The 16410-nt window shown below is 69.5% G+C and carries 13 protein-coding genes; 3 read left to right on the top strand and 10 right to left on the bottom strand.

The genetic code is table 11. The features are described from left to right. Positions 1-13 precede the first annotated feature (13 nt). Positions 14-589 (top strand): imm11 family protein, encoded by a 576-nt coding sequence (locus K8625_RS09250; protein WP_223745891.1) that lies wholly within the window; start codon positions 14-16, stop codon positions 587-589. 6 nt (positions 590-595) lie between these two features. On the opposite strand, the gene K8625_RS09245 is transcribed toward K8625_RS09250, so the two are convergent. From K8625_RS09245 to K8625_RS09220, 6 genes are all read right to left on the bottom strand, one after another. Next, positions 596-2770, bottom strand: coding sequence for an LA_2272 family surface repeat-containing protein (locus K8625_RS09245; protein WP_223782456.1), 2175 nt, complete (start codon positions 2768-2770; stop codon positions 596-598). A gap of 95 nt (positions 2771-2865) precedes the next feature. After that, entirely contained in the window at positions 2866-3792 is a 927-nt protein-coding gene (locus K8625_RS09240; RefSeq protein ID WP_223745889.1) for a hypothetical protein, read from the bottom strand. Positions 3793-3794: 2 nt separating this feature from the next. Then, positions 3795-6515, bottom strand: a complete 2721-nt coding sequence (locus K8625_RS09235; protein WP_223782455.1) for a TonB-dependent receptor — start codon at positions 6513-6515, stop codon at positions 3795-3797. Positions 6516-6682: 167 nt separating this feature from the next. Further along, positions 6683-7474, bottom strand: a complete 792-nt coding sequence (locus K8625_RS09230; RefSeq protein WP_223782454.1) for an energy transducer TonB — start codon at positions 7472-7474, stop codon at positions 6683-6685. 10 nt (positions 7475-7484) lie between these two features. Then, a complete protein-coding gene (locus K8625_RS09225) occupies positions 7485-7910 on the bottom strand; it encodes a biopolymer transporter ExbD (RefSeq protein ID WP_141333083.1) in 426 nt (141 codons plus the stop codon). Positions 7911-7912: 2 nt separating this feature from the next. After that, positions 7913-8587: a MotA/TolQ/ExbB proton channel family protein gene (locus tag K8625_RS09220; protein ID WP_046710965.1), complete on the bottom strand. Its 675-nt coding sequence runs from the start codon at positions 8585-8587 to the stop codon at positions 7913-7915. A 156-nt stretch (positions 8588-8743) separates the two neighbouring features. On the opposite strand from K8625_RS09220, the gene K8625_RS09215 reads away from it, so the two are divergent. After that, entirely contained in the window at positions 8744-9556 is an 813-nt protein-coding gene (locus tag K8625_RS09215) for an SDR family oxidoreductase (protein WP_223782453.1), read from the top strand. A 54-nt stretch (positions 9557-9610) separates the two neighbouring features. Here the strand turns inward: K8625_RS09215 and K8625_RS09210 are convergent, their stop codons facing one another. Then, positions 9611-9919, bottom strand: a complete 309-nt coding sequence (locus K8625_RS09210; protein ID WP_223782452.1) for a hypothetical protein — start codon at positions 9917-9919, stop codon at positions 9611-9613. 160 nt (positions 9920-10079) lie between these two features. Between K8625_RS09210 and K8625_RS09205 the strand changes: the two genes are divergently transcribed. After that, on the top strand, positions 10080-11306 hold the full coding sequence (locus tag K8625_RS09205) for a hypothetical protein (protein ID WP_255652781.1): 1227 nt from the start codon (positions 10080-10082) through the stop codon (positions 11304-11306). A gap of 16 nt (positions 11307-11322) precedes the next feature. On the opposite strand, the gene K8625_RS09200 is transcribed toward K8625_RS09205, so the two are convergent. The 3 genes from K8625_RS09200 to K8625_RS09190 form a co-directional block, all read right to left on the bottom strand. Beyond that, the gene (locus K8625_RS09200; RefSeq protein ID WP_223745884.1) at positions 11323-12921 is read right to left on the bottom strand and encodes a DUF4041 domain-containing protein; all 1599 of its coding nucleotides are present in this window, start codon (positions 12919-12921) and stop codon (positions 11323-11325) included. Between the two features lie 411 nt (positions 12922-13332). Continuing rightward, positions 13333-13527, bottom strand: coding sequence for a hypothetical protein (locus tag K8625_RS09195; protein WP_223782451.1), 195 nt, complete (start codon positions 13525-13527; stop codon positions 13333-13335). A 305-nt stretch (positions 13528-13832) separates the two neighbouring features. After that, positions 13833-16406 (bottom strand): hypothetical protein, encoded by a 2574-nt coding sequence (locus K8625_RS09190; RefSeq protein WP_223782450.1) that lies wholly within the window; start codon positions 16404-16406, stop codon positions 13833-13835. Positions 16407-16410 lie beyond the last annotated feature (4 nt).

The following is a 16410-nucleotide window of genomic DNA, read 5'->3' as shown; positions in this document are numbered from 1 at the left end:
TAGAGCATCCGTCATGCCGAACCCACCGCGCTACTTCAGGCTCAGCGAAGACGTCCAAGGCGGGAACTGGTACCTGGGAGACCCCTCGGGCGAGACGGGTCAGGAGGTCGAGGACATCTGGGCCTTCGCGATGGGACAGCCCATCCCGCCTCCAGGCCGTCTGACGTTTCCCATCAGAGAGCCTGGACGACGATTGGACTTCTGTATGGCAGGCGTCGGGAGCGCGCCCATCGTCCATGTCCGCGTGGCCCACCTCTTCGCGGAGCTGGCGCCCGACGACGTTCAGCTCTTCCCCGTCGATGTCGAAGGCACTCCAGAGCAGTACGTCATGCTCGTGGCCACCAAGCTCATCCGCTGCATCGACGACCAGGCCACCGAAGAGGTCCTCTACTGGAAGCCGGAGGATGAACGTCCGGACAAGCTCGACCAGTACCGCAGTGTCTTCGGCATGCGAATCGACTCGACGAAAGTGGGCGGAGCCAAGGTGTTCCGCACCTGGGGATGGACCATCGCCCTCATCGTCTCCGAGGACCTCAAGGTGGCCCTGGAGCAGGCCAAGGTCACCGGGGCCGCGTTCGAGGAGGTCTGACGCGCGTCAGATGCGCACGCCCAGGAACAGGCCGGGCCACATGCGCGTGCCGGAGGCCCCTCGGCCCGTCTGCCACTGCGGCATCCACGTCACGTCCTGGTCCGGGTCCTCTTCGGGCGGCTTGTAGGCGTTCAGCGACAACCCGCCGAACACCGCGAAGCGCCGCTTGAGCTCCCAGCCGAAGCTCGCGCGCAGCCGATACAGGTTGTTCGGCCTCCCCTCCTCGAACAACTGCGGCGTCCACCCTCCCAGCGAGAGGTCCAGGTCCACGTAGTAGCGGTCCGCCGCCCCCACCGGCAGGTGCACCCCCACGCCCAACGACTTGAAGGTCCGCCACGAATCCTTCCACGGCGACACCCCCGCGCTCGCAATCACATGCACCGTGCGGCTGCCGTACTTCACTCCCACCGACAACGGAGAGACCTCGTCCGCCCAGATTTCGAACGCGATGCGCCCCTTGCGCACCAGGCTCAACAACCCGATGGGCACCGACACGTCGTCCGCGATGTTGATGAGCCCCAGCTGCACCCCCTTCACGTTCCCCGCCACGTTGATGAAGCCCACCTGCGCGCCCGACACACTGCCCGCCAGGTTGAAGAGCCCCACCTGCGCTCCCGTCAGCCGCTCCACCATGTTGACGCCCACCGCGAGCTGCGAGCCCTGCATCTGCTCGTCCGCGCGGTTGCCCACCACCGAGAGCTGCAGCCCGCTGAACGCCCGCTCCGAGTAGTTCACCACCGCCGCCATCTGCGCCCCCGTCGCCCCGCCGAAGGCCAGGTTGCCACCCACCGCCAGCTGGAGCCCCAGCACCTCGCCCCCCGTCACGTTGGCGATGCCCGCCACCTGCGCCCCCTCCATCGTCCCATCCACCCACCCCAACCCTCCCGCCACCCCCACCCCACGCAACTGGAACGAGCGCACCGCCAGCCCCCCCAGCGCCACGTGGTTGAGCCCACCCCCACCCCACAGCGACGTCGTCGACAACGGAGGCACCAGCGACAGGTTCACCGGCACCGACGGCAAATCCTCCCGCGCGCCCGAGGACTCCCGCGCGAGCGGCGCATCCGCCACCGCGCCTCCTCGCGACACCGTGCGCGTCAGCGTCACCGGGACGAAGTCCCCCACCCGCAGCTGCGCACCTCCCTTCACCCCCACCACCAGCTCCGCCTCGAAGCGCTGCGACGGACGCTCCAACGTGACGTGGTAGCGCCCCGGCTCCAACCCCAACGACAGCCTGCGCCCCAACGGCTTCCGCAGCTCGGCCACCAACTGGTTGCCCCAGTCGCGCACGAACAGCCGCCCGTGCACCTCCTCGGCAATCCCCAGACGCGCGCTCGAGCCGCGCAGGTCCGTCATCACCAGGTCCCCACTGCCCGCCAGCTGGATGTCATAGGCCGCGTGCTGCGGCCCACCCTGCGAGCGCTCCGTGCGCGCCAGCGTCTCGTGGAACGCGAACTGATACGCCTCGTGCAGCGTGACGCGCCCATCCCCGGACATGTCCGCCGCCCCGCGCAGCCCCGTCACCAGGAAGTGCGTGAAGAACGACGCGCCGATGGTGTCCGACTCCTGCGCCACTTCATCCGCGGAGCTTGAGGCCAGGTACGCATGCCCCCGCACCTGCGCGGACGCATCCGTGAGGAACGCGGGCCGCCGGAGCCCACCCTTGTAGCGCGTGAGCGCGCCCGAGCCGCACGAGTCCAGGATGGCGATGCGCACGTCCACCGGCACGCGGGACATGAGCTTGCGCAAATCGTCGTAGGAGACGCGCTCGCCGCGCGGCAACAGCCCGTCCGCGTCCGAGTGGCCCGAGTAGTACACCACCAGCTCGCGCCGGAGCCCCGGCACGGCGGCGGCCTCCACCAGCGTCACGAGCCGCTCGAGCGCGGCCAGCAACGCGCCCCTGTCCGCCTCCAGCAACAGCACCTGGTCGGCCGAGGCCACGCCGCCCAGCTCCTGCAGCACCCGCGACATCGCCAGGGCATCCGAGCCCGCGTAGCGCAAGCGCTCGCGCCCCGGGCCGCCCTCGCTGGAGCCCGCGATGAGCGCGAAGCGGCGCAACGTGGCGTCGGGCGCCTCGTCACGACGGGCCGCGTGGGCCTCACGCGTCCACACTCCCAGCACCCACATGGCCAACACGCAGGCCACGCGTCCCCACCGGCGCGCTGTGCTCCCACTCATCATCCGCGTCCCACTTCCGCTCCAGCTCCGGCCCGGCCTCGCGCGAGCACCGGGCATACCCCGGATGGCCGCCCCCTTGCGAGCCATCCGCTACCACGTCACGGCGTCCAGCGCGCCCGACGGACGAGCCAGGAGCTGCCTCCCCGCCCGTCTCGCACCACCGCCCAGAAGGTGACCTCCTGTGCCACCCCGTCCTTCTCCGGCGGCTCCCACTCCGTGCGGTGGCGGCCCGGCTGCCCGTTGAACTCCACGCTCTCCGTCTCCTCCACGGAGAACTTCCCCAACGTCGCGTGCCAGGTGATGGCCCAGGACTCCTTGAGCTGCACCGCCTCCTTGCGGAACCCCGGCACCACGTACGACTCCTCGAGCGCGGAGATGTCATTGGCGCGCACCACGAAAGGCCCCTGCCCCTGGAGCTCGGGCAGCGCCTCCGCGTCCCACGCCGCGTCGTCCAGCGTGAGCCCCTGCAGCCGAGGCTGCTGGTTGGGCGCCATGCCCGGCACCAGCGGACACGTGAAGACCATCAGCTTCTGCGCGTAGACGCCCTCCTCGCCCGCGGTGACGTGCAGCACCAGCGGCATGCGCAGGCCCCCGAAGCCCTGGTACGGGTCCGCCTCGCGCACCGCGTCCAGCAAGAGCGTCCCGTCCGCGAGCTGCGAGGCGCCCGGCCGGATGGGCAGCACCAGCTCGCCCGCCGTCGTGGTGCCCCGCGCCAGCTCCACGCGCTTCGAGGCGTCCTCGCAGAGCGAGTCCTCCGGGTCCGCGCAGGCCGTCAGCGTGTAGGCGATGGAGCGCCCCTGCCCCAACGGGTCCACCAGCAGCGCCCGGTAGGACACCTGCTCGGTGAGCACCTCCAGCGCCTCCGCGGTGGGCTCGCACGTCGGAGCCATCAGCTCCGGACGCTCCACGGCGATACCCAGCACGCGCAGGTCGCGCACGTGGGACGAGTGGTCATCCGGGTCGACGCAGGCCACCGCGCCCAGCGCCATCAACAACAGTCCGCCACACTTGAACCAGGTCCCCATGGTCAGAAGCTCCCTTTCACGCCCAGCACGGGGAGGATGGGGATGCCGGGAATCTCCATCTCCTTGCGGTAGCGGTAGTCGTTGAAGACGAACTCGACGTTCTCCGCGTTGTAGAGGTTCTGGACGTCCAGGTAGAGCGCGAGCGTCCAGTTGTCGAAGCGCCAGCCCTTCTCCACGCGCACGTCGAGCTGATGGAAGCTCGAGGCCCGCCCGGAGAGATAGCGCCCGTACGACGGCGAGTAGTTGTTCGAGTCCGAGTTGTAGATGTCATGCGGGTGCACCAGGGGCGTCACCGGACGGCCGGTGGTGAGGCGGAAGCGCCCGCCCAGCTCCCAGCCGTTGCCAAGCACGTAGTTGGCCACCAGCGTGAGGATGTGGGTCTGGTCCCAGGGGCTGGGGCCGTAGGTCTCCTCGCCCACGCCCGGCAGGCCGTCGCCGCCCAGGGGGCCCTCGGCGCGGGGCTTGGGGCCCGCGCGGCCGTCCTCGGCGTGGCTGAGGGTGTACGACAGCCAGCCGTACCACTTGTCGGTGGCGGAGGCGCGCTCCTTCTTCACCATCAACTCCACGCCGTACGCCTTGCCGATGCCCATGTTGACGAAGCGGTCCTGGACGAAGCTGCCGTTGTCCGAGGGGCGCACGTCACCCGGAGACACCACGTTCTCGAAGCGGCGGTTGAAGAAGCCCGTGACGTCCACGTTCCACACGTCGGTGAGGCGCTGCTCCACGCCGAGGCTGGACTGGAAGGCGCGCTGGTAGCCGAGCAGCGGGTTGCCGTACGGGGCGAAGACGAACTGGAAGGTGTCCGCCGGCTGGCTGTAGAGGCCGAGCGAGCCCTTGAAGGCGGTGCGCTCGCTGAACCCGTAGCGGACCCACAGGCGCGGGTCCAACAGGAAGTTGCGCGTGCCGCCCACCTTCTGGAAGTTGCCGCGCACGCCCGGCGTGACGGTGACGGGGCCGAGCTTCAGGTCCGCCTCCGCGAAGAGCGCGCCGTCGAAGCCGTTGATGGTGCGCTTCTCGTAGATGAGCTCCGAGACGGGCTCCGAGCCCGGGAAGGGCACGTACTCGGCGCCGCCCACGGAGGGGGCCTGCACATCGATCTTCACGTGGTCGAAGTAGACGTCCAGACCCGTGCGCACGGTGAGCAGCGAGGAGACGTCCAGGGCCATCACCTCGCGCGCGCCCAGCGAGTAGATGGTGTCGTCCTCGATGTAGTTGCCGAAGGAGATGTCGAAGTAGTCCACGCCCACGTACGGCGTGAAGACGGAGCTGAAGTTGCCCTTGCGGTACGTCCAGTCGCCCTTCACGCGGTGGAAGCGCGTGTGCGTGTTCAGCTCGATGTCCGCGGAGGACTCCTCGCCGCCGGTGACCAGGCGCAGCTTGTCGTCACTGCCGAAGGCCATGACGTAGCCGGTGCTGCGCGCCGCGCCGGGCTCCGGGGTGGAGCCGCGCGGGGCGCCGAAGTCCAGCCGGAGCTGGTAGTCCCAGTACACCGGGACGATGGAGAGCGTGGTGCCCTCGTCCTTGGGCAGCACCGCGGGGAGGATGGTGTCGATGTACGAGCGCCTGGCGGACGCCGCCACGCTGATGCCGTCGGTGATGGGTGCCTCGAGGAAGAAGCCCGCGTCGAGCAGGTCCACCTTCACCGAGCCGTGCACCGTGTCCGCCGCGCCCTTGCGCGTCGTCACATCCACCACGCCGCCCACCGCGCGGCCGTACTGGCTGCCGTAGCCGCCCGGGAAGAAGTCGAGCGAGTCGATGAACTCCGCGTTCACCACCGACGGGCCGCCGAGCAGGTGGAAGAGGTTGGGGATGCGCACCCCGTCCATCAGCGTCGCCGTCTGGCCCGGGTTGGAGCCGCGCACCAGCAGGTCCCCCGAGATGAACGGCGCGCGCGCGACACCCGGCAGCGTCTGGAGGACGCGGATGGGGTCACCGAAGGTGCCCGGCGTCTTCTGCGCCTCCTCGCGCGTCACCGTGCGGCGGACCACCTCCTTCTTCGGGCGGTCCGAGCGCACCACCGTCTCGAAGGCGCTCCCGGCCGGGGCCAGGTAGAAGTTCACCTCCGTGGTCTCGTTCTCCTTCAGCGTCTCCTTCGTCTGGTAGAGCTGGTAGCCGGAGGCGACGACGCGCACCGCGCACTCACCCGGCGGCACCTCGAGGGTGAAGCGGCCGTCCGCATCCGACACGGCCTCGGCCGCGTCCGCGTCGTCGCCACAGCGCACGGTGGCGCCAGCCACGCGCGAGCGGCTGCCTCGCGAGATGAGCTGACCGGTGAGGACGGCCTTGGGCTGCTCGGGCTCCTCGGTGGCGGCGCTCTCGGCGGGGGCCTTCGCGGTGAGGGTGAAGTGGTAGACGTACTCGACCTGCACGGGCGCAGGCACGCCGTCGACCTCGGCGGGCGAGAAGCGGAACTGGCGCACGGCGGCGAGCGCGGCCTCGTCGAAGCCGTGGCCCGCGGGCTCGGTGGGCTGCACGTCGGAGACGCTGCCGTCCTCGGCGATGGTGATGATGAGGCGCACCGAGGCGGTGAGCCCCTGCGCGAGCGCCTCCGGCGGATACACGGCCTCCACGGGCTGCACCAGCGCGGGCGGCCTGGTGATTTGAGGCTGGGCCGCGGCTTGCGCGCCCGGGGCCGGAGGCGTGGGCGCCTGGGCGAGCACCGGAGTCGCCACCCACAGGGAGGCGGCGGCGAGCGCGGCGCGGGCATTCACATTCGAGGACATAGGTCTTTCAGGAGCGGGGACGTGGAGACGGGTTGTGGGCTCCCGCCGGCAAAGGGACGGAGTGAGGGTGTGCTGGAGGAGTCGGCGGGCAGTTCCGGGCCGTGGATGTGGATGAGGCCCACCGATGCATCTCCTCGCTCCGGCCCTCTCCCAGCGGGAGCGGGGGTTCAATCGAGCAGGAAGGTATAGGCGTACTTCATCTCCGTGGACACGGCCTCGCCGCCCTTGAAGGCGGGACGGAAGCGGAAGCGGAGGATGGCGTTGCGCGCGGCCTCCTCCAGTCCGTGCCCCGGCCCGTTGAGCACGCGCGCATTCACCACGCGGCCCTCCGGGTCGATGGTGATGGACAGCGTCACCGTGCCCTCGACGCCCAGCCGGCGCGCCTCCTCGGGATAGGGGACCTTCACCTCGCTGGCGAGCTGCGGCTCACGGTCCACCTGGTAGATGGGCGTGTACTTCGGCGCGCTGTAGGTTTTCACCTCTTGCGGCGCCTTGGCCTTGTCGGCGGTGCGACCGTAGAGCGTGTTGCCCACCGGGGCCGCGAAGCCTCCGGCGCTGGTGGTGGAGGACAGGGACATGCCCACCACCAGGGGCGCGGGCTTCGCGCTCGGCGGCGGCGTCTCGTTGGGCGGCGGCGGGGCCTCCGTGGGCGGAGGCGGCAGGGGCCTGGGGGCCTGGGCCACCTTCACCGGCGGGGGCTTCACGCGCACCTTGGGCGGCGGGGGCGGCTCGGGCTTGGGCTCCTCCTTCACCTCGGGCGGCGGAGGCGGCGGCTTCGTCACCTCCACCATCACCAACTCCACGGGCCGCTGCGGCGCGGCGCGCTCGGGAGGACGGGTGTGCAGCACCACCAACCCCAACCCGTGCAGCGCGAGCGAGCCCGCGACGAACCCCACGAACAACCCGTTGCCGCCCCGGCGGGGCAACACGAACTCACTGTCGAGCGCGCTCGTACTCATGGCCTTCACGTCAGCCCCGCGGCGCGGGCGCGGCGTCCTTCTCGATGTTGAGGGCGAACTTGGCGATGCCCTGGCCCTTCACCGTGTCGATGAGGCGCATCACCTGGCCGTACGCGATGGTCTGGTCGGCGCTGATGATGGCGCGCGTGTCCTTGTCCTTGGCCACCGCCTCCGCGACCTTGGCGGACAGCTCCGGCTCGGTGACGAGCGCGCCGTCGAAGTAGAGCTTGCCCTCCTTGTCGAGCACCACGTTGACCAGGCCCTGCACCGTCTCGCCGCCGTTGGCCGCGCGGGGCAGGTCCACCTCCACCGTCTCGCGGACGATGAAGTTCGCCGTCACCATGAAGATGATGAGCAGCACCAGCACCACGTCCACCAGCGGCGTGACGTTGATGCCCGTGATTTCCTCTTCGTTCTCCTGCGCACCTCCGGCCATGGCTAGCGGGCCTCCGCGCGCAGGCTGCCGACCAGGGCGTGGCCCAGGGCGTTGGCGCGACTGGTGAGCGTCTTGAGCTGACGGTTGAAGATGTTGAAGGCGACGACGGCGGGAATCGCGACGGCCAGGCCCACCGCCGTGGCGACGAGCGCCTCCGAGATTCCGCCCATCACCGTCTGCTGGATGGCCGCGCCCTTCACGTTGCTGGCGCCCAAATCATTGAAGGCCTTGATGATGCCGAGCACCGTGCCGAACAGGCCGATGAACGGCGCGTTGTTGCCCAGCGTGCCCAGGAAGGAGAGGAAGCGCTCGTACTGGGGCCGCTCGCGGGCCATGGTGGAGGCGATGACCTGCTCCACGGTGTCGGCGCCTTGCTCGCTGGAGGCCAGGCCCTCGCGGATGATGGCCGCCTCCATGCCGCGCTTGCCCTGGATGGCCACGCGCACCGCCTCGTGCTCGCCGCGCGCCAGCCGCACCGCCAGCGCCTCCGAGTCCGCCAGCCGGTACCGGGCGAAGTACACCGCGCGCTCCAGCATGATGCCGATGGACAGCACCGACAGGCACACCAGGATCCAGAGCACCCACTCGGCGGAGGTGAGCGTGAAGCCGAGCAGCTTGCTGCTGAGCCACCCGAGGTTCTCCGCATGAGCCTGGGCGATGACCGCGATGGACGACATGGTGTTCCTTCCCCTCGTGAAATGCGTTGGCGCGACTGGAACACCGGGGGCGCCAGGAAGTGTCACCCGGTCGATTCACGGAGGATCTGAATCTTCTGTGCGTGGGTGTAGGACCCAGGGCAGGCGACCTCGACGGGCCGTTCCTGCGAGGTGAGAATGCGGGCCATGCAAGGCAAGTGCGTGGTCGTGACGGGTGCCTCCATGGGCATCGGCGAGGAGCTGTCGGTGGCGCTGGCGGCGCGGGGCGCGAACCTGGTGCTGGCGGCCAGGAGCGAGGAGGCGCTCCAGCGGGTGAAGCAGCGGTGCGAGGCGGCGGGGGGCAAGGCCGTGGCGGTGGCCACGGACGTGGGGGACCCGGAGGCGTGCCGGCGGATGGTGGAGAAGGCGGTGGAGGCCTTCGGCGGCGTAGACGTGCTCGTCAACAACGCGGGCATTTCCATGGACGCGAAGTTCGAGGACGTCACGGACCTGGGCATCTTCGAGCGGCTGATGCGCATCAACTACCTGGGCGCGGTGTACTGCACGCACGCGGCGCTGCCCTATCTGAAGGCGCAGCGTGGGTTGTTGGTGGCGATTTCGTCCCTGACGGGGAAGACGGGCGTGCCCACGCGCACGGGCTACGCGGCGAGCAAGCACGCGATGCACGGGTTCTTCGACTCGCTGCGCGTGGAGCTGATGGGCACGGGGGTGGATGTCACGGTGGTGTGTCCCGGCTTCGTGTCCACCAACGTGCGCGCCAACGCGCTGGGCAAGGACGGCAAGCCGCTCCAGGTGAGCGCCCATGACGAGAGCGAGGGCAACAACATGGACGTGGCCACCTGCGTGGCCATCATCCTGCGCGCCATGGACCAGCGCGAGCGCGAGGTGGTGATGACCACCAAGGGCAAGGTGGGTCAGTACCTCAAGCTGTTCACCCCGGGCCTCTTGGACCGCATCGTGTTCAAGACCATCCAGGACCGGCGGCGGTAGGGCGCGCGGGCCCCGGTCCACCGTGACGGCGGTGGACCGGGAGGCCGTCCGTGGCTAGCAGCCGCAGATGCGCTTGCGCGTGGTGGTACAGGCGCCGTTCTCGTCACAACAGGTCGTGGTGAGGATCGCGAACCGGTCGAGCGCTCCCAGCTCGCACCGTCCCACGTTGCACGTGCCCCAGGTCTCCGTGCACGTCACCGCGGCCTGGGACACCTGGCCCTCGGAGAGGTCCTCGGAGAGCGCCTCCTCCTCCGGGACAGGGCCACCACAGCCAACGACAGACAGCGCCACCGCGCACATCAGCCATCGCAGGTTCTTCATCGTGTCTCCCGTGCCGTCCGCATCCGTGCGGACGTCAGACATTACGAACCCATACTCGGGGTATTGCAAGGCGTCCGCGGCCCGGGCATCACAGTCCGGCTGAAGACCTCTGTCCCGTGCGAAATCGCAGGCCGGCTGACGTACTGACTTCCTCTTCAGGCCCGCGATAGAGCGTTCACGTTCACGAGATGAGGCCTGGACCATGAACGCATCACGTCGGGGCCTGTGCGCCCTGTTGCTCTGCTCCCTCGGACTGGCCTGTGGCGAGGCCAACATCATGAAGGACCCGCCCGATGTCGTGGATTCGGGCACACAGCCACCGGACGGGGGCGGGCCTGATGCCGGTCCGGGTGATGCCGGTGCTCCAGACTCGGGGACTCCGGATGCGGGGGTTCCGGACGCGGGCGGGCCCGACTCCGCGCCCATCACGAGCGCCCGGGTCTTCTTCTCCGGACACAGCCTGCTCGACAACCCCATGCCCGACCACTTCGCGGACATCGCCGCGAGCAAGGGCAAGGACTCCAAGTGGAACCAGCAGAATGTGATTGGTTCACCCATCCGGGTGCGGACCTGGGGCAACGGGAGCTGGGAGGGGTATCGCAGCGGGAAGAACCGCGAGGGCTCCGGCATGGACGTGGTGCAGGAGCTCTTGTCCCCCCGGACGCTGGGCACGGGCGAGAAGTACGACACCCTGCTCATCACCGAGCGGCACGACCTGCTGGGCACCATCGAGTGGGAGAACACCATCGGCTATCTGCGGCACTTCCATGACCGGTTGATTGCCGGCAACCCGCGGGCCGTCACGTATTTCTATCACACGTGGTTGGACATCGATAAAGCCAACCCCTCGCGGTGGATTGCCTATGAGAAGAACGCGCAGGTCGCGTGGGAGTGTGTGTCTTCGAAGGTGAACCTCACGCTGCAGGCCGAGGGGCGGGCGGACCGCGTGCGTGCGCTTCCGGGTGGCGCGGCGCTGGTGGACCTGGTGGAGCGGGTCATCGCGGGCGAGGTGCCGGGCATCACGGGGACGACGTCGCAGCGGCTCAACGTGCTCTTCAGCGACAACGTCCACCTGACGAACCTGGGCGCGTACTTCATGGCCGCGGTCCACCATGCCTCCGTGTTCCGGTCCTCGCCCGAGGGGGCTGCGGGGCCCGCGGGTGCGAACGCGGCCACGGTGCAGGCGCTCCAGCGCATCGCGTGGAACTTCGTGAGCGCGTACTACGCGCAGCCGAGCGCGGGCGAGCGGACGATGGCGGACTGCCGCACGCGCATCCCGGCGGAGGTATGTCCGGGCTTCTGGGAGTCTCGGGGGGAGCCGGGGAACACCGCGGGCTGCCAGCGGTACTTCGGCAACGCGAATCCGGGCCAGGGGGGCAATCCGTTCGTCTGGCCGGACCCGAACTGGCAGCCGCTGCCGGCGCCGTAGGCGGGGCGCGGGAGCGTCATCCCGCGAGCTCGGCGCCACGGGTGGCTTCGAGGCGCATCGCGTCCTGCGCCTCGAGCTGCTTCTTGAGCCAGGTGCTCTCCTCGAAGGACTGGCTCTGCATGGAGCGCTCGACGGCCTGCGTCTCCCGGTACTCCCGGGCCTCGGAGGTCATCGTCCACTGGGTCTGCAGGCCCATCTCGTCGACGACCTGTCGGATGTCACGGAGCGCGACCCGGAAGAACTCCTTGCGGGGATTGACCTTGTTGACCTGGGCCCGGACGAAGCGCTTGTGCAGCTCGCGCTCGAGGGAGGGGGCGTCCTCGCTGTGGATGAGGGCGTGCACGTCGAACTCGAAGGGCACGCTCGCATCCCCCAGCTCCCGGATGCGGTCCAGCGGCTCCAGCCGGCGGGTGAGCCCGACCTTGAAGACGTCCTCGCCGAAGGAGCCGATGTTGGAGATGACGTAGACATGGCCTGTCTTCGTCTGCTGGGCCATGGAGAGGGCTCGCTTGTTCTTCTCCTCCGCCTCCTGGAGCTTCAGGGCGAGCTCGGCGAGCTTCTCCTCGTATCTGGCCTTCTGCGCGTCCCCCGCCTTCTCGAACTCGCTCCGGGCCTTCTCCATCGCCTTGCGAAGGACGTCTTCTTCCTTCTCGGCCTCCCGCTGGGCGCGCTCGAATTCCCGCTGGGCCTTCTCCTCCTCGCGGATGCGCTCCTTGATGAGCCGCTGCTCCTCGCGCTCCTTCAGCTTCAGCTCGTTGACCACCACGGCCCACTTGAGCTCATCGAGGCGTACGTTCAGGTAGTCCAGCTGGATTCGTGCCTCCCGGAAGGCCTGCCCGTTGTGGTTCACGACGCTGAAGGCGTCGCGCACCTTCTGTGAGAGCGTGCCGTGGTTGTCGTGGCGGACGTCCGCGAGGATGGAGTCCACCTTGCCATTGAAGGCGTCGAGGACGAACTCGATGGCGGTGGCGCGGCGGTGGGCCTCCGCGTAGTTGCAGGTGGCCGCCTTGCCCGTGCGAATCATCGAGCGCATCTTCTCGCGGGAGGCCTTGAGCCTGGCACCGGCGTCGGTGAAGCCGAACTGCTCTGCCAGTTCGTCGAGCACGCCCTGGGTGGGTTCAAGGTAGCGGTCTCCGTATCCCTCGATGATGTTGCGCATCGCCGTGGCGGTCTGTTCCAGCTGCTTCGATTTCTGGATGGCCGTGAAGGCCTCGCCGGCGATCTCCTGTGCGCGCTTGTTCGCGGACTCGATGAGCCGGCTGGCCTCGCGGCTCGCATCCGCGAGGGAGCCTTCGGCACGCTTGCGAATCTCCGCCGCGTCCACATCGGCACGGCTTCGCAGGGAAGCGGCTTCCGTTGAAGCGCTGGCCAGGACCTCGGCGGCGCTCTTCTCGGCTTCGTCTCGCAGCGTCGCCACGTGGGCTTCCACGTCGATGATGGCCTGGTACTTCTCGAGCACGCGATTGCGCTCACGCAGGGCGGAGAGCTGCCGCTCACCCTCATCCTTCACCGAACGAAGTGTCGCCTCCGCATCCTTCTTCAGCCCGACGAGGACGGAGATCGCGATGAACTCCGCGAACGCCACCGCCAGGAGCAGCAGACACCACCCGGTCATACAGGGGCCCCCTTCCAGCAATGAGTCACGCCAGCATCGAGCGGAGCCTCATCACCAGCCATACCACCCGAGGGGTAGAGACAGAGAGCGGGTGGCAGGTCCTTCGGGGACCTGCTGGAATGAGGACGCCAGGAAGACCTCCTCCATGCCGACTCCCCATCGATACTTCAGGCTCAACGAAGCCGTGCAGGCAGGGAACTGGTACCTGGGGACCCCGTTGGATGAGCGCGGGCACGAGTTGGAAGACCTCCGGGAGTTCACGTCGGGGCGCGCCGCCCATCCGAGGGGCCGACTGACGATTCCTGTGTTGCCCTCATTGTCTCCGAGGACATCAAAACGGCCCTGGAGCGAGCGAACGTCACGGGCGCCGAGTTCGAAGAGGTCTGACCTCGCTCCAGGACCGCCTTCGACTCACGGTCCGTCGAGCACCGCCAGCCTCCGTGGCAGCACGTCGTAGAACGCGTAGTTCCAGCAGCTGAAGTTGTGACCCCCGTCACAGCCGAACGGCTTCTGTCCCGGCAACGGCCAGCCATACATCTCGCAGTGATGCGGCACCCCCGCCGCGTTCAGCGCAGGGTGGAAGCGGTCCGTCGCCTCCCCCGACACGCGCCGCCGTCCCTGTGATTCACAATGCCCAGTCAAATACCAAACCCTGCCCTGAACTTCGCAATCGCCTCGACAAGACTGGCGCACGGCTCCGACCGCTCCTCGGGCGCGCTCTCACTCATGAGCTCGAGAAACTGCCGCTCATGACCGTCCCCTCCTCGCATCCTGTCCGCGCTCTGCACCACGAACCCGCCACCCGGAATCAACTCCAGGCAGCGGTAGACAATCACATCCCCGTCACCCATGCGCTCATACACGTCATGACGCAGATACAGAGACGCCCGCATACTCACCATTGCAGCATCTCAGGAGTCCCCACCCGCGCTCGCGCCGCCCCGTCGGTCCACGCGGGTCAACAGGCCCGCCAGTCCCTCGAAGCTGGCGTTGCCCACCTGATGCAAGCCAAAGCCCCAAAGGAACGCCGTCATCCCCGCGCCAAAGCCTCCCCACGTCGGTGAGAAGACATTGAGCAACTGAAGCCCCAACACCACCGCCACGCCCGTCAGCAACACCAACATCGCCAGCTCCACCAGCCACAGATGGCGCGCCGCCGGCAACGGCATTCCCTCCAGCTCCCCCAGCGACCCACCCGCGTCCTCCGCCCCCACGGGCGCCTCCGGCAACGCGGGCAGGCTGCCTCCCGTGGGCGCGCTCGCCGAGGGCACCTCCGGCACCGACGCCGTCGAGCCCCGCTCCACGAACGACAGCGGAGTCCCCGGTCGCCCCATCCCGACCCCCTGGGAGCTCGGATACCCCTCCAACGCCAGCTGCGCCTTGTCCGCCTTGTACTCCGCGTCCTGCAACGTCTCGGGCGTCAGCGCCAGCTCCGCCTCGTTCAGCAACGCGTTGATGTGCCCCAGCTCATGCAACTGCCCCTCGCCCTCCGCCTCCCCCCGCTTGCGCGACACCTCCGCGCGCAACCCGGCAATCCGCACACGCACCTGTCCCGTCTGCGCACGGTGGAGCGCGTCCCGCGCCTCGCGATACCTCGCCGAGGCCTCGTGCGGCGACTCCGCCGCCAGCGCCAACATCGCCTCGCGCAGCTTCGCCTCCGCCGCGTCCAGGTCCGTCTTCTGCGCCTCCATCGCCACGCTCCGCGCCTCCTCCACCGCGCCGCGAAGCTCCAACAACAACCGCCGCACGTAGTGCGCGTACGCCCCCTGGTACAGCCGGAAGCCCTCGTCCACGTTGACGTCCGCGCGCGCTCGCGCCTGCTTCAGCCGCTCCTTCACGTCCGACGTCAGCTCCCGCCACTCCTCCAACGAGAAGCCTCGGGGATTGCGCGGCGAAGCCACCGCCTGCGACAGCTCCGCGCACAGCACATCGAAGTAGGAGCGACGCGCCATCTCGAACTGCTGCCGCGCCGTCGCCACATCCCCCTGCCCGAGCCGCGCCCTCACGTCCTGCAGCAACGGCAACAACTCGTACGTCAGCCGGAACCCCAGGCTGTCCTCCCCCAGCTTCTGCGCCAGCGCTCGCGCCTGCGCCTCCAACTCCTCCAGCTTCGCCTTCAGCCCCGCCCGCGCCAGCTCCTGCACGTTCTGCCCGCGCAGCACCTTGAGCTGCTCCTCCAGCCGCTCCGCCGGCACCGTGCCCAGCCGCAGCGACGTCTCCGCCTCCTCCAGCGCCGCGCTCGCCGACTCGGGGCGCATCTCCGGCGGAAGCGCCCGCAGCTCGCGCGAACAGCCGCGCCACGCCTCGTACAGCCGCAGCTCGGACTCCACTCGCGCAAGCTCCCCGTCCGCCACCCGACCACCCCTCACCGGCGAGCGGATGCGCGAGATGAGCGCGTCGATGCGCCCGCGCACCTCCAGCCCCACCTTGCGCGCGTCCTCCTCCTGCCCCTCCAACAGCACGCTCATCCGCCGCCGCAGCACGCGCGCCCGCTGGAGCTGCTGCGCCCTCGGCCGGATGCTCTGCGTGTACAGCCGCACGCCATACGACGACACCGCGCCCGCCGCGATGAGCAGCGCGCCCCACAGCCACGGCGTCCTCACCCACACCGTGAACGGCTGCTCCACCGCCACCCCCTGCGGCACCGCCATGCGCACCGTGCCCGTGTACTCGCCCGGCCCGTCCAGCCCCCTCAGCCGCATCAGCAGCGTGCCGCTGCCATTCGCCGCCACCGTGACGCCCTCCACCGTGGCCAGGTCCAAGTCCGCCCCGTCCTTGCCCCCACCCTCCAACCAGAAGTCCGCGCCACCGAAGCGCGGCTGCACCAGCGTGGCCCCCAGGTCCGGCGCCTTGTGCGAGAGCTGGAGCAGCCTCGGCACCGACACCTTCCCCGTCACCCCCGCCGTCTCCTTGAACGGCAGGCGCACCGTCGCGTCCACCGCGCCGAAGCCCCACCCCGGCGCCGCCACCGCGGGCGACGTCGCCACGAACTGCACCGCCGGCACCGCCTGCACCCGCGTGACGAGCAGCGACGTCGTCTCGCGCCCGCCCTCGTGCACCAACACCACCTGCCCCGTGTAGTCTCCCGCCGCCGGCAGCTTCCCGGACACCTCCACGTGCAGCGGCGAGCGCGGGGACAACGGCGCCACGCCCGCGTCAGCCGAGGCCGTCTCGCGCACCACCGCCGCCAGCGCCACCTGCGAGCCGTCGCTCGCCTGCAGCGGGTCCACCAGCACCGTCACGCCGCCGGGCAGCCCGTCCTGCACGCCCGCGTCCGCGGAGGGAGGCGACAGCAGGTCCACCCGCAGCACCGCGCGGAAGTCCTCCGACGTCGTGCGCAGCTTCACCTCGTTGCTGGCCGTGGCGCCGGCCACGCGCAGCCGCGACTGGGCGCTCGCGCCACGCCACGGCGCGACGAACAACACGAGCAGGGCCAGGACGCAGAAGCCCCGACCACGGAGGAAGCGGGCATCGAGGACGAACATCCAC

It is taken from the genome of Myxococcus sp. AS-1-15, from assembly GCF_020037055.1.
Taxonomy (GTDB): Bacteria; Myxococcota; Myxococcia; order Myxococcales; family Myxococcaceae; genus Myxococcus; species Myxococcus fulvus.
The sequence above is the reverse complement of the archived record's forward strand: the minus strand, read 5'-3'. Positions and strand labels throughout refer to the sequence as shown.